Raw genomic sequence first — 14552 nt, 5'->3', positions numbered from 1 at the left:
CCTCTGTTAATGGTGAAACTTGGATGGGTGGGATGCGTGTGGCTTACAACATGCCTCGTCAGTCTGTTCTTATGGTGGTTGCCGAGTCTACAAGGGTGAGCTTGGGATAGTCGGCAATGTCTCTGCCTGTGGAACCCATGCCGGTCTCTGTGCCGAACATGTCGACTTGCGCCTCCATGGCTGCCTGCACGGTATGCCAGTCGTGGCCTGATTCGTGCGCTATAACGGTGGTGGTGCGCATACCTGCCTGCTTGGCCGCCGTGGCGATTTTCAGCTGGTTCTTTTGCGACTTGCTGTCCCATTCGCCGGCCACGCTGAACCATGTCTGTGTGCTGGGGCTGTGCCGTTTGATGATGGTGATGGGAACGTGCGATTCGTAAGCGTGCTCGTCACCGTCGAAGAACTTCTTCACCGTGGCTTTCCGGGAACCGTCAACCGGCTCGATCTCACCGCCGGCAGAGAACACATGGCCGTAAAGATCGGGATGGGCGGGGCCCAGCTGCGTGCTGCATGTGGCGCCCTGCGAGAAACCGCCGATAAGCCAGTCCTTGGCCTTGGTGGAGACGGGAAGATTCGCCTTTACCCAAGCACTGACATCTTTGGTGATGTAGGTTTCGGCGTTGCCGTAGACGTCTGTGTCGGCGCACAGTGAGTTGCGGGAGATGGCACCGTTTTGATCAGGAGAGATGGCGATAGGGGCCAATCCGTGGTGTTGTTTGGCGTATGCGTTGAGCATCTGACCCAAACGGCCTGCGGTGAAGAAGCGATCGCTGTTTCCTGGTTGCCCGGCAAGCACAATCATGACAGGCAGTGCCGGTGGTTTCTCGCTCAGTGCTGCAGGAGGCAGATATACGTTCGCTCCTCTGGCACGAAAATCTGAAATCGTGGCGGGAATGCGCACCGCATGCACCTCTCCTCGATCAGGCATCGACGGCAGCCTGCCCTTATCGGCAAGGTCCTCCCATTGCTTCACGCTCATTACCGCTTTGCGTTCCGCTGAGGTATCAAGCTTGGAGAACTGCGAATGACCGAACAGGGAACCCATCGTGGTGTACTCACCGTAAATGCCGTCGACCTGAAGCATGCACGTAAGCAGTGATATGAACGCCATAATCAGAGCCAGAACCCGACGCAGCCCCTTGGATTGCACCGCTGCTGCCACCAGAGCGGTAATGACACCGACGCCTATGGCGATGGTGGTCATGACCGCCCATCCCAAACTCACCCCAAACACGCGGAACACATCGGAGATGAGCCACACCACCAACGCACCCGCCAAGAAGCCGAGAATACCGATGCCCAGTTGGAGCAATAGTGGTTTGAGCCATCCCTTCTTGGACTTGAGCAGCACCACCAGCGCGATGCCCACGATGGTGATGACCATCATGGTGGGTGGCAGCCAGCCGCCGATCAACCGTATCTTAAAAAACCAATCCATGGCTTACCTTCGCTTTATGTACCCGTGCCCGTGACGGCAGTAAATTCTGACACCATCCTAAGCGCGTCTCAACAAGCGTTCAATCGGCCACGGGGATGATGTTCGCCATGTTTGAACTGTATGAGATGTGGGGTAGGCTTTGGGCGATGAATAATATGGATAAGGAACAACAGGATGCCGCGCCTGTCGAGGCGGCATCCGAGACGAGTAGGGAATACCCACGCCTGCAGACCGGTGAAGAGCGGGTCGATGCGGGAGACGGGGTGCAAACAGACGCCGCACCGCAAACGCAGGGCGGAGAAGAGTCATCGAACGAAGATGAGCACAAGCGGCACGTATCGTCTCGCCAATCGCGTTCGCATACCTTCAGTCATGCAGTGCACCTGAGATGGTTCGCCTATGTAGGACTGTTCATACTCTTTAACTTCCTTGCGGTACTGGTCCTGCAACAGGGTGTCACTCTCACCTCCACCCGCACCGACCTGTCCAGCCCGCTCGAGACGCCGTGGTCGATGATCGTCAAACTGTTTACCAAAGGCAACTTTGTTCTGGTACTCAACATGGTGCTGCTGGGGCTGGTATATGTGGCGCTCATCATGGTGTTCAATCGTTTCTGGGTGGCTACGGGAGCACTGTTCGTAGCGGCCATCTTCATCTCGGTGGTCGAACATTTCAAGGTTGGAGCACGGTACGAGACGATTCTGCCTTCCGACTTGAACTTCCTGAAATCCGATACCGGCAGCTTGCTGAGCTTCCTGCCCGCAGGTTCCGGCCTCATCATTGCGCTCGCCGTGCTGGCCATAGTGGCTGTCATGGTGCTGGCGCGTGTGCTCAGCCGTTTCGATCTGCGCCGTGGCCGCGTGGTCAAGTCAATGCACAAAGGGCTTGGAGCGGCGCTGCGCATCGTGCTGGCCATCATGCCGGTGCTGCTGCTTGGTGGGTACACCATGCAGGTGAGTGTAGTCGGATCGTGGGCTAACAAGTTCTCGCACGCCATGGGTGACATTCCCTCGATGTGGGATTCTGTCTACGACGCGCAGCGCAACGGTCCGCTTGTCTCGTTCTTGGGGCAGGTCAAACCCAAAGTCATGGACGAGCCAGAGGGCTACAGCAAGGACACCATGAAGAAGGTGGCCGATCGTTACCGTGCGTCGGCTGAATCCATCAATGCCCAGCGCACAGCCAACATAGATGACAGTACGGTCGTGTTCATCCTCTCCGAGTCATATTCCGATCCCACTCGGGTGCCGGGCGTCAAACTTAACCAGGATCCTATGCCAAAGATCCGAGACATCAAAGGCAATACCACCAGTGGACTTATGCTCTCCTCGGGGTATGGCGGCGGTACAGCCAATTTGGAATACATGAGTCTGACGGGCATGTCGATGGTCAACTTCGACCCTTCGCTCACCAGCCCCTACCAACAGTTGGTGCCGGGGGAGAAGTGGACGCCCAGTGTCAACCAGCTGTGGGGAGATAAGAAGAACTCCATTGCATTGCACCCCTATGAGCCGTCGATGTATTCGCGTGCCGGCAATTACAAGAAGTTCGGCATCTCGCACTTCTACACCATCCAGCCACCCGAGATCATCGACCATCAGAAGAAGCTGGGAACATCGCCCTATGTGTCCGATGAGTCGGCCTACCAGAGCACGCTCGAACAGATTGAACAAGCGGATGGCAGCCAGTTCATCCAGCTGGCCACCATGCAGAACCATATGCCGTATCAGAATTGGTATCCGGGCAACACGTTCAAGGCCACGAGTTTCAATCCCGCCGCGCCGCTGGGGCAAAGTGAGAATGAGTCCATCAACACATACGCCAAAGGCGTGAACCAGACCGATGGGGCCACTGCAAAGTTCCTGGATCAGTTGGATGGGCTTGACAAGCCGGTGACGGTCGTCTTCTACGGCGACCACCTGCCCGGCATCTACAAGACCGCCAGCGACGACTCTGCCAATTCGCTGGCGTTGCACGAGACCGATTACTTCATCTGGTCCAACAAGGCCTCGGGGCGGCAGGGTACGAAGAATCCTAACAGCGCGTATTCCTCGCCGAACTTCTTTATCGCTCAGGCTGCCGAGCAGATGGATGCCAAGGTCTCGCCCTTCCTGGCGTTTCTGACACAGCTGCACGGCAAGGTGGCGGCCATGGAACCACCGGTGGTCAACAAGATTCAAGGTTGGGACCGTATCCCCGAGGGACAGTCAATTTATTTGGATGCACACGGCAACCCGATGAATGCTGGGGAGTTCGACAAGGAAACCAAACAGTTGATGGAGGATTACAAGCTCATCCAATATGATGTGACTGCGGGCAGCAATTATCTGAAGGATGATGGGTTTATGAGCGTGCAACATTAGGCTTTGCTGCTGTTTGGCTGATTCTGCGGGTGTGCGAGCCTCTCTCGGGAGGCTCGCACACCCGCGGATCTGGAATCATAGGCCATATTTCCGGGCGATGAAGCAATGTGCATTTGGACGTACCCGTGGTGGTCCCAAACACTTTTGTGCTCCTGCGCAATAAAGAAAACCTCACAAGCCTTACGGCTGTGAGGTTTTGATGGGGTGGATAACGCGGTTCGAACGCGCGACCTTCTGAACCACAATCAGATGCTCTACCTGCTGAGCTATATCCACCATGTGGAGCGGAACGCGAGTCGCCAAGAAGGCAACTCTCATTCGCACAACAAATGAGACTATACACGATTCTTTCGACTTGTGCAGCTCGGCGCGTCGCGGTAGTGAACGTGAGGTATGACTGTGTCGTTGCTTACATAACCGTCGAAATGCGGGAGAAACGTGACCGTAGATACCTTCCGTGCGACATAATGAACCTGTTTGAGTTTTCCACGCTGAGAAGAAGATGAGATCACATGCCACACACGATGCACCCCACCAGGAAACGTCCCGCCGCACCAAAACCGGAGAATGTGAGTCCGGAAAGCGCCAAACCGTTGTTCCCCGGGCGTGAGTTCATCAGCACGGTGCTCCATGTGCTCGAGAGCAAGGAGAAGATGACCGGGCGGATGGCGGGTCAGTACGTGCAGCGTGCGGTCATGGCCGGTCTGTTCATCGGCATCTTCATATCGGCGTTCTTCATGATTCAGGGGCAGGCGAGCCTTGGCGGCCCCGGAACCAAACTTGCCGGCAAGGTGATTGCCGGCACCACGTTCGGCTGGGCGTTGGTGCTTATCTACTACACGAATTCCGAACTGCTCACTTCGAACATGATGCTGGTGAGCATTGGTGCGTACCATCACCGCATTGACTGGCTGCACACGTTGCGTCTGCTGGTGTTGTGCTTTGGTGGCAACCTGCTGGGCGCGCTCGTGGTGTCGGTCATTGTTCGTTTTTCCACCGTGGTTTCGGGGCCGGGCCTCGATCAGATGGTGGCGGCTGCGAATGTCAAAATCGGATATCTGGACTCGGCGACGGGCGTGGTTGATTTGTTCGTGCGCGCCATCCTGTGTAACTTCTGCATCAACATCGCCATGCTCATGGTCTACAACGGTAAGCTGAGCAACGATTTCACCAAATGCTGCATCATGATAGTGGCCGTTTTTGTCTTCACCTTCTGCGGTTTCGAGCATTCGGTGGCCGATTCGGCAGTGTTCCTAATTTTGGGTATGCGTGGTTTAATCAACGGGTGGAAGGCCGTGCTGGTCATCGTTGTGGCTCTACTGGGCAACTTCGTGGGTGGCGGCATTCTCATCGGCTATAACTTCGCCGTCATGAACGACGAACGCAGCGTGACGGGCAAGCGCCTCAACGAGACTGTCTGATCGGGGCGGTGCCGAGTCCGGCTGGTGGCAGGCTCGTGCCTCTGACAGTTCGATTCAGCAGACGCACCGGGTCAGTCGCTGTATGCCCGCTCCATTGCCTGATCGATGTCGGCCAGCAGGTCGTCAATGTCTTCCAAACCTACCGAAACGCGTAGCAGGTCGTCGCTCACGCCTGCTTCGGCACGCAATGGTGCCGGCACTTCGCGATGAGTAATGCGTGCCGGGTCAACGATCAGTGTCTTATTGTCGCCGATATTGGGCATGTATGTCATGACGTGCACGTTGTCTACGATGCGAGAGGCGCGTTCGTACCCACCCTCCACGTTGAAGGAGAGCACGGTGCCGGCACCGTTCGGCAGCAGTTTGTGCACTAGTTCATTCTGAGTGGCACGAGTCTTGCAGTGGCGTTCCGCATCTTGTTTGGTCATGCCGCTTTCCATACGGTCAGGCTGTGCACAATGATTGTCGGGCGCACTGTCGTTGCATTGCGTCTGGCTGTTTGCCGGGTTGTTTGCAAGGCTGGGATAATGCACCTGCGTGACGTGGGGGAGTGCTGCAAGATGGAGCGCAAGGCGTTCCGCGCTCGTCACCTCTGCACTGACTCGCTGCGGCAGGGTTTCCAGTCCTGTGAGCTGTAAGTAGGCATTGAACGGGCTCATTACCGCGCCGAATGTGTGCAGATACTTGGTATGTACCCGTTCGAGAAAAGCGAGCCTGCCGAACGCATCAACAAAGCCTCTGCTGGTGCCCGCGCGCTCGTCGCTGATCACGAGCTCCGGTTTGTTCATGTGTGGGTAGCGCCCGTTGTTCCAGTCAAAGCGCCCGGCATCTACAATCACGCCGCCCAACGTGTTGCCGTGCCCGCTGATGCCCTTGGTGGTGGAATGCACCACGATGTCTGCGCCGAAGCGAATGGGGTTGCACAGGTATGGTGTGGGGAGGGTGTTGTCGACGATGAGCGCCACACCATGCCGGTGAGCCAGATCCGCCAGTCCGGGAATGTCGGCGATGAGTGTGGAAGGATTGGCTACGGATTCCGTGAAAATGGCTCGAGTGTCCTCGGCGATGAGTGCTTCGACGGCATCCAAGTCGTTGATGTCGGCCACGAAATCGGTATGTATGCCGAAATTCGGGAAGAATGTGGCCATCGCATCGACCGAGGTGCCGTAGAGCGAACTTGAGGCAATGATGCGACCGCCGCCTTCCGCTGCGCATAGCAGTGCGAACGAGACGGCTGCCATGCCGGATCCCACGGCCACCGCGCCCTGCCCGCCTTCCAGTTCGGCGATACGCCGCTCGAGTGTGGAGACGGTAGGATTGGCCAGTCGCGAGTAAGAGTAGCCTGGCAGCGTGCCTCCAGAGAGCGCATCTCCGCGCTCGGCATCGACCAAGGCGAACGCGGCGGTCTGGTAGATGGGTACGCTGGCTGCGTTCTGGTGTTCTTGGCTCGCGTATCCGCTGTGTACGGCTGAAGTGGCGAATCCGTTCATGATTCCTCGCTTATGGTGGTGTTTCATTATGGTTTAAGTACTTCGCTTAAGTAACTTCCATCAAAGCGCATCTGCCGTCATGATGTGCCGCGTGTCACAGATTTGCTCATAAGAATTCTTTATGACCGCTTCGAAGAACGGTGAAGTTGAGGCGGTGGAGCAACCGGCAAGTGACAGGCAAGAAGTGAGTGAGACCCCCGCATACCCCGGGTTTTGTCGGGCAAATGCCCGGATGACCATCCATCTCGACCTGACGTTGCCGTCAGGCTCTAGCAGCCTACCCGAAGGACTGGGCGAGCAACCCATGCTTACTGCATTCCCTCTGCTTGGCCTTGCTCCCGATGAGGCTTGCCTTCGCGAACGATGTTACCAACGTCCCGGTGGTCTCTTACACCGCCGTTTCACCCTTACCTGTTCCAACGGAACAGGCGGTTTGCTTTCTGCTGCGCTATCTCTCAGGTCGCCCTGGGCGGACGTTATCCGCCATCGTGCTCTGTGGAGCCCGGAAGTTCCTCAGTCGCGCCCCATGAGGGGTCTGACCGCGGTCATCTGGGGGTCTCAACGTGCCATTCTATCAGGGGCGCGGACGCGTAGACGGCAGTGTGGTGATTTATATTGCGGACGTGAAGATATTGGTGTGGCGAATTGCACATTATAGCGGCATCGGGTACAATTGCATGCATTGGTTTACTGCAGTGGTGCGTGAGCCAAGACAGTAAAGCGCCATCGTGCGCGGCGAAGATGCACAAGAAAGGAACGGCTATGAAAGCTGTACGCATTTACGGTGAAGGGGACGTGCGCGTCGAGGATGTGAGCATTGAGGATCCAAAAGCGGATCAGGTGCAGATCAAGGTGAAATACTGCGGCATTTGCGGCTCCGATCTTCATGCCTATTCCGAAGGCTGGGGTCTTCCCACTCATCCGCACCCGCTGACCGGCAAGACCGTGCCAATCACGCTGGGGCATGAATTCTCTGGAGAGGTTGTCAAGGTAGGCGCTGATGTCACCGACCTGAAGGTGGGTGACGCCATTGCCGTCGAACCGCTGTTGGCCTGTGGCAAGTGCGCGAACTGCCGTGCCGGCAACTACAATTTCTGCGATAATGTGGTGGCGGAAGACGGTGCTGGCAACTTCCTTGGCTTCTCGCAGGACGGCGGTATGGCCGAATATGCGAACATCGACGATGTGTTTGCGCACAAACTGCCCGAAGGCCTGCCATATGAGCTGGGTGCGCTGTGTGAGCCGGTGTCTGTCTCCTACGAGGGCATCAAGAAGTGTGGCTTGCACGAAGGTCAGACCGTGGCCGTGATGGGTGCCGGTCCCATCGGTCTGACCACGGCGCTGCTGGCGCGTATTGCCGGTGCCAACCGTGTCTATATCTCCGACGTTTCCGAGGTTCGCTTGGCCAAGGCTCGCGAACTTGGTTTCACCGATGTGCTCAACCCGGCGAAGGAAGACGTGGTGGCCGCCATTCGTGCCGACTATCCCAACGGTGTGGACGTCGCTTTTGAGGCAGCGGGCGTGCAAGCCACCTTTGACACAGCTCTCAAGGTGACGCGTCGCACCGGTAAGGTGCAGGTCGTGGCTTTGTTTGGCAAGCCAATCAGCATGAACATGACCGATGATGTCATCATGCAGGGCATTGATCTGATCACCACGTTGTGCTACAACAACAGCTTCGACACGGTGCTCGGCATTATCGACAACAACCGTGACGAATTCATGCCGCTGGTCACCAAGAAGGTAAGCCTTGACGACGCTGTGGAAGACGGCATCAAGACGCTTGCCAGCGACAAATCGCAGGTCAAGATCATGATCGATCCCTCGTTGTGAGGATAGACGTTCGCGGACTGTAGCTGTGCATCATGTGCGGATTTCGGTCTGTGTTCTCGCATATACGTCCCGTTGCACCCGCTGCGCATCGGGACGTTTGCATGCAAAAGGCAAACTGGTGTTCGGTATGGCGTGTCATGGGTGTTGGTTTGGTTATGGCATGTTGTCGCGTGTTTCGGTGAGTGTATAGCAGGATGTGGAGTCCACGCAACGGAACCGTCGCTGAGTAGGTGTGGGTGTCGGTTTTGTTGTGTTTGGTGATTGGGGCTCAACGGAATCGTCGCTGAGCGGTGGTGAGCGTCGGTTCCGTTGCGGTAAGTGTGGAGTGCGCAACGCAACCGTCGCTGAGTGAATATAAGCGTCGTTTTTGTCGCGTTGGGTGCGGTTTGCTGTTTGTGTGAACGACGGTGACTCTGTAAGTTGGTGTTGACGGTTGCGGCGTATGGTTGCGTAATTGCGCTGATATCTTCATGCGTAGATCTGTTGGGAAAATCCTCGTATTGTGCACGTGCATTTAGTTGGTGGATGGTTTCGTATGTAGTTTGGTGAATATATGCGGGTTCTGTTATGCTGTGTGTTGTTTGTATATGACCTGTGGCACATGATGTGGTTTGGTGTGTGCGGCTGAGAATAGGATGTGATTATGGTTCGTATGGGTGCAAAGAGGCGTGCAGTTGCCGCGTCAGCCACTGCTGCGACGCTGGCTGTGATGCTGGGGATTTCGGCATTTGCTTCGGCCGATGTTGCCGGTGACTCCGCGATTCGCGGGGGGGGGGTAATCTAAATGCCTCTGCAGTCCAACAGCAAACTGAGGTAGCACAACCTCACACTCTCGAGGATGGTGCGAATTCCTCATCTTCTCTTCTTGCGCAGCAGCAAACCAGTAAAGAAGCTGGAACGATAGGCGCAAACAGTGCTTCGAATACTCAGTCGGCTTTGACGGATAAGGACTCGGCTGCAGTTTCTGTGGATGCGCAGGCCAAACAGGACGCTTCCAGCAGCACTACAGTTTCCTCTCAAGACATGACGCGGGCGGCTTCATACCCTGACCATCTCGTTAATGGAGATTTCAGCTACCCGAACTATAACACCGATACACAGTGCTGGAACAGATTCTCGATCACCAGTCCCGGTTATGACCGGTGGCATATTCAGTTCGTCACTAATACCGCCGGGAATTATAAGGTTGATTACGGTGATTGCGCCGGTTGGGGATCATATAGTCCAAGCGTGTTTGGCTGGAAGAATGATGTGGCTGGCTTGACTGGTGGCAGCGCGGTGACGTTCGATCTTGACACCGTGCACAACAATCAGGTAGGCGAGCTTGGCATCAGACAAGCCGACGGTGAGATGGGTAACGGCATCATGTACCAAGACATTGCTACGGTTCCTGGGGCGGTCTACCACTGGAGTCTGAAGCATACGTCGGCGTGGAATAAAGATACCTATTCTATGCAAGTGTTGATCGGCGCGCCGAACAAGACAACCGCGCAGCCTGCCACGAGGACGGCCAGTCAAAACGGCAATACCATCGGCGCGACGTCAACCACGATGACTACGCCTACTAAAGGCACGAATGCGCACGATTTGTATTGGGACACCTATGCTGGCGATTATACGGTTCCAGCGGGGCAAACAGTCACGCGCTTCACCTATGCGGCAGTGAACGGATGGAGCGACATTGACGATGTGAACTTCAGCATTGCGTATCCGCTGACGTATAACGCCAACGGGGGAACTGGGCAGAAGCCAACTGACATTGCCAATGGTATCGGCGGTTGTCAGGTATACCACAACGTCGGAGCGGTGACATTGGCGACGGGTGCGAAGGATAGCGATTGCTGGGATGCTTCGATGTTGACGAAGCCTGGTGCACGTTTCTTGGGTTGGAGTGATACGCTGTTGGGGACGGTGAATACTGCTGCCGATTGGAGTTCAGCACAGTCTCATATCAAGACGTCGGTGACGATGGTTTCCCCGGGTGTGACAGTGTATGCGGTGTGGGGTTCGGATAAGACCCTATCGTTTGATGTGAACACGCCAACTGGGCATACTGCTCCTGTAACGCCGACTGCGCAGACTGTAGGGTTCAACTTAGGCACGACAGATCAGTCTGGTTGGACGGTTGGTGACACTACGAAGGTGCCGGGTTATAAGTTTACTGGGTGGAAGACGGCGCAGTCAGGCACTCCTGTCACTGGCTCTGGTGGCCCGTTCGATGGTAATACCACGTACGATTTCACTACACCGATGATGGCTAATGTTGTGGTGTATGCGGGTTGGCAGCCGTTGGCTGCGGATATTACGTATGATCCTAATCCTGGTGATGGTGTGGTAACGGGAACTACTGATCCGACTGTTGGTGTGACTGATGGTAGTGCCACGATTTCGGATAGTGGGTTTGCTCGTCGTGGGTTCCGGTTTAACGGGTGGAATACGAAAGCGGATGGTCAGGGTGTTACGTATTGGCCGGGGCAATCCTATGACAGGCTGCCTGTTGGTGGTGTGACCTTGTATGCCCAATGGGCAACCGTGCAGTATGCTCTCCCGTTTACTGGTGGTCAGGGTATTGCTGTTTCGATCCTGGTGGCGGTCATACTGTTGGGTGTGGCTGCGGTGTTTCGGTGGTGGAAGAACCGTCGCATGGCCCGGTGAGGTATCAGCAGGCTGTCGGCTTAATGCAACGAAATCGTCGCTTATTGAAGGTGAGCGTCGGTTCTGCTGCGTTGTGTGCCGGTGGAGTAGCGGAACCATCGTTGAGGTGGTGTGAGTGACGGTTTGGTTGCGTTGAGTGGTGGAGGTGTAACGGAACCGTCGCTGAGACGATGCTAGCGTCGGTTATGTTACGTTTGGTGCAGGGTGCGCGGCTGAACCGTCGTTGAGGTGGTGTGAGCGACGGGTTTGTTGCGTTGGTATAGAGTCGCAAGTAAACCGTTGCGGGACGAACCTGGGCGACGGTTGTGTTGTGTAAAGTGAGTGGTGAAGCAGCAAAATCGTCGGTGAGACACTGCAGTCGTCGGTTTGGTTGCGTTGGGTATGGAGTATGCAACCAAACCGACGCTGAGTCAGAGTGAGCGACGTTTCTGTTGCGTTTGGTGCAGGGTGCGCGGCTGAACCGTCGCTGAGCTGGTGTGAGTGTCGGTTATGGTGCGGTGAGTGGAGTGTACGCGTCGTAACCGACTGTAATGAGTACTAGCAAGGTGGCAATTGGCACCGAGAATTGACGATAATGATAAGCCTGGGTGCGGCCGTCAATTCTCGGCGGCTCACCGCTCCAGGAAGGCAGGGATGCGTTCTGCGGCGTCGCGCCCCAGCTGGTACATGCGCTCCAAGCCTTCCAGATTCTTGGACAACGTGTCCAGTCCGCACAGGTCGCTGGGAGCCAGAATGAGCACCTTGCCCTGCGCTTCGTAGCGCTTGGCGAGGTTCACTTCATCGTTGTAGGTTTTGAAGCGCATCTTGAGCTGGTAGGCCGCAGCAGGGTAGGAGTGGTGCAACATTGCGGCAGGAATGGCGTCTTTCTTAGCTTGACGGACGAAATCGTATTCGTGCGTCAAGATGAGAATCACTCGGTCTGCGCCGTCATCGAGCGCTTTCTGCACCGGTACCGGGTCGGCCAGTCCGCCGTCAAAATAGGGCACACCGTTGATCATAAACGCCTTATTGGCCACCGGCACTGCAGAGGATGCCATCATCGGCTCGTAATGATCTTGGCTGATGTCGTCACGCCCAAAGTAAGTGGGGTGGCCGGTGTTCGCGTTGCATGCCACTACGGTGAAGTCGGCAGGATTGCGCTCAAACGCCTCGTAGTCGGCCGGATATTCGCCGTCATGGTTGGAGAGCGTGCCGTAAATATATTGGAGATTCACGAAGTTGCGGTCATGGAAGAAGTTGCTGGGGCTAGCGTACTCCTTGCGGAATGCGTACTGCGTGTAGAACGTATAGGAGCGCCCGGGCTGTTTGCACAAGAAGGTGAAGATGTTGGCACTACCGGCAGAGATGCCGTACCCGTGGTCGATGGTCAGGCCCAGCTCGGCCATGCGGTCCATGACTCCAACGCCGAATATGGAACGGTAGCCGCCGCCAACATCAATCATTGCGGTTCGTGTCATGAGCTCCTCCAGTCGTTCAGCAGCTGATGCGTATTATACGCTCAGCATACGCGGCGCTGGCGGACATCGGCGACGCGAACTCACCGGTTCAGCAGGTCAAGCGCAAGCTGCTGTTTGGCTGGGCTCGGGTCGGAATTGTGCAGTTCAACCGCACCAAGCTGATGAGCACCGTCTCCCTGCGGAAGAGTCGCCAGCGCGCCTCGCTCCTGCAACAGACTGCGCACTCGCCGCGCAGTGCCTGCGTTGCCGTCGATGATGGCGCAGGTGGAGGGGAGTAGTTCTTGGAAATACTCGCGATAAAACACGAAATGGGTGCAGCCCAAGACCACAGAATCAATAGTATCGAGGTCGTACGCGTCAAAATAGCGGTGCAGCGCCTTCATGACCACGCGCCGGTCGCCAAGCAGCCCCTGCTCCACGATTTCCACCAAATCGGGGCACGGCTGACGGTAAATGGTATGGGTGTCCTCAAAACGGCTCATCAGCGCAGCAAACTTGTGCTCGCGCAACGTCAGGTCAGTGGCAGCTACAATAACCCGCTGCGCTCGCCCCTGGCCCCGATCGCACGCCACTTTGAGCGCCGGTTCCATGCTGATAATAGGGAAGGGGTACGCGGCCCTCAAATCGTCCACCGCAGCAGAAGTGGCGGTGTTACAGGCAATCACGACCGCTTTGACACCCATACGAGCGAATCGTTCCACGATGTCGAAAGACAGCTGCCGCACCTCGCTCGGGCTTTTCGTGCCGTACGGTGCATTGGCGGAGTCGCCGAAATACACGATCCGCTCGGCCGGCATAAGCGAGCGCAGCTCGCGGACTACGGAAATACCGCCCAATCCCGAATCGAACACGCCGATGGGAGCGTCTGCAGTCATACTGTCCCTTCCTGTCATATTCCTTATTGTAGGAGCTGGGCTGTGCTGGCGGCGAACGGCGCGTTAGACTTGGGGGTATGACGATTCCAAGACACATCGTAAAAGCCCACGCTACCGGCAATGATTTCGTGCTCTATGTTGACCCGGATGGTCGCTATGAGCCTGACGCCGACGAGGTGCGCTGCCTGTGCGACCGTCATTTCGGCATCGGTGCCGACGGCCTGATTCGTTTGGCACACCCGTGCGATGTTTCCGATCTTGAGGAGTCTGACGTGGAGCGTTGCCAGCAGGCAGGAGCTCAGTGGTTCATGGACTATCGCAACGCTGACGGGTCCATCGCCGAGATGTGCGGCAACGGCACGCGCGCAATCACCCTGTTGGCACAGTGCGAAGGTATTGCGGCCGGGCCTGGAGGCGAGCCGTTCCTGCTGGGCACGCGCGCCGGGGTGAAGACGCTGCGCTCGTTGGGTGAGGCGGTTCCCTACGGTGAGCACGTGTTCGAGGTGTCGGTCGGACGTTGGCAGATCGGCCCGGTGGACGCGCTGCAGGTCTCACTGCCTGGGTTGGAAGGTGTGCGGGCAGGCACCTTCGTCGACATGGGCAACCCGCATGTAGTGGTGGTTTTGGACGGCGCTCGCGGCACACTGCCGGTTGGTGCAGGCGCGTGGCCGGATGTGGAACAGCTTGATTTGTCGCGCGCTCCTACGGTCACGCCCGCGCTGGAGCATGGGCAGAACGTCGAGTTTGTGCGAGTTGACCGGCTGGATGCCAGGCGAGGGGTTGGCGAGGCCACGATGCGCGTCTACGAGCGAGGCTGCGGTGAGACGCTGTCGTGCGGTACCGGCTTGTGCGCCACGGCGGTCACGCTGCGTGCCAAGACGGGAGTGGATCAGTGGGATATCCGCGTGCGCGGCGGGGTGCTGCATGTGGTGGTGAGCGATGATGATGTGAAACTTACCGGGGACGCTTGCCTAGTGGCAAACGTTGAGCCGGAGCAGCTGTAACGTGAGGGGTATCAAG

The 14552-nt window shown here is 56.8% G+C and carries 9 protein-coding genes, 1 tRNA gene and 1 other RNA gene; 5 read left to right on the top strand and 6 right to left on the bottom strand.

Annotated elements, in window-relative coordinates:
• Positions 1-58: 58 nt before the first annotated feature.
• The gene (locus tag ACSYSO_RS05625; protein WP_489760814.1) at positions 59-1438 is read right to left on the bottom strand and encodes an alpha/beta hydrolase; all 1380 of its coding nucleotides are present in this window, start codon (positions 1436-1438) and stop codon (positions 59-61) included.
• 146 nt (positions 1439-1584) lie between these two features.
• On the opposite strand from ACSYSO_RS05625, the gene ACSYSO_RS05620 reads away from it, so the two are divergent.
• Positions 1585-3801: an LTA synthase family protein gene (locus ACSYSO_RS05620; RefSeq protein ID WP_489760813.1), complete on the top strand. Its 2217-nt coding sequence runs from the start codon at positions 1585-1587 to the stop codon at positions 3799-3801.
• A gap of 200 nt (positions 3802-4001) precedes the next feature.
• Here ACSYSO_RS05620 and ACSYSO_RS05615 read toward each other — a convergent pair.
• Positions 4002-4077 (bottom strand) — tRNA-His (locus ACSYSO_RS05615).
• Positions 4078-4313: 236 nt separating this feature from the next.
• Between ACSYSO_RS05615 and ACSYSO_RS05610 the strand changes: the two genes are divergently transcribed.
• A complete protein-coding gene (locus tag ACSYSO_RS05610) occupies positions 4314-5222 on the top strand; it encodes a formate/nitrite transporter family protein (protein WP_489760812.1) in 909 nt (302 codons plus the stop codon).
• A 71-nt stretch (positions 5223-5293) separates the two neighbouring features.
• On the opposite strand, the gene ACSYSO_RS05605 is transcribed toward ACSYSO_RS05610, so the two are convergent.
• Together ACSYSO_RS05605 and rnpB are read right to left on the bottom strand one after the other, a co-directional pair.
• Positions 5294-6712, bottom strand: a complete 1419-nt coding sequence (locus ACSYSO_RS05605; RefSeq protein WP_489760811.1) for an O-acetylhomoserine aminocarboxypropyltransferase/cysteine synthase family protein — start codon at positions 6710-6712, stop codon at positions 5294-5296.
• A 185-nt stretch (positions 6713-6897) separates the two neighbouring features.
• Positions 6898-7273, bottom strand: an RNA gene (rnpB, locus tag ACSYSO_RS05600) — RNase P RNA component class A.
• A gap of 201 nt (positions 7274-7474) precedes the next feature.
• Here rnpB and ACSYSO_RS05595 point away from each other — a divergent pair.
• On the top strand, positions 7475-8545 hold the full coding sequence (locus tag ACSYSO_RS05595; RefSeq protein WP_489760810.1) for a 2,3-butanediol dehydrogenase: 1071 nt from the start codon (positions 7475-7477) through the stop codon (positions 8543-8545).
• Positions 8546-9481: 936 nt separating this feature from the next.
• On the top strand, positions 9482-11200 hold the full coding sequence (locus ACSYSO_RS05590; RefSeq protein ID WP_491701663.1) for an InlB B-repeat-containing protein: 1719 nt from the start codon (positions 9482-9484) through the stop codon (positions 11198-11200).
• 611 nt (positions 11201-11811) lie between these two features.
• Here the strand turns inward: ACSYSO_RS05590 and ACSYSO_RS05585 are convergent.
• Both ACSYSO_RS05585 and murI read right to left on the bottom strand, forming a co-directional pair.
• Positions 11812-12657, bottom strand: a complete 846-nt coding sequence (locus tag ACSYSO_RS05585) for a patatin-like phospholipase family protein (RefSeq protein ID WP_491701662.1) — start codon at positions 12655-12657, stop codon at positions 11812-11814.
• A gap of 80 nt (positions 12658-12737) precedes the next feature.
• On the bottom strand, positions 12738-13532 hold the full coding sequence (gene murI, locus ACSYSO_RS05580) for a glutamate racemase (RefSeq protein ID WP_491702074.1): 795 nt from the start codon (positions 13530-13532) through the stop codon (positions 12738-12740).
• Between the two features lie 77 nt (positions 13533-13609).
• Between murI and dapF the strand changes: the two genes are divergently transcribed.
• The gene (gene dapF, locus ACSYSO_RS05575; protein WP_491701661.1) at positions 13610-14536 is read left to right on the top strand and encodes a diaminopimelate epimerase; all 927 of its coding nucleotides are present in this window, start codon (positions 13610-13612) and stop codon (positions 14534-14536) included.
• Positions 14537-14552: the final 16 nt, after the last annotated feature.

The sequence above is a fragment of the Bifidobacterium sp. ESL1130 genome (assembly GCF_058507935.1).
This window is presented reverse-complemented; position numbering and strand designations above follow the sequence as displayed.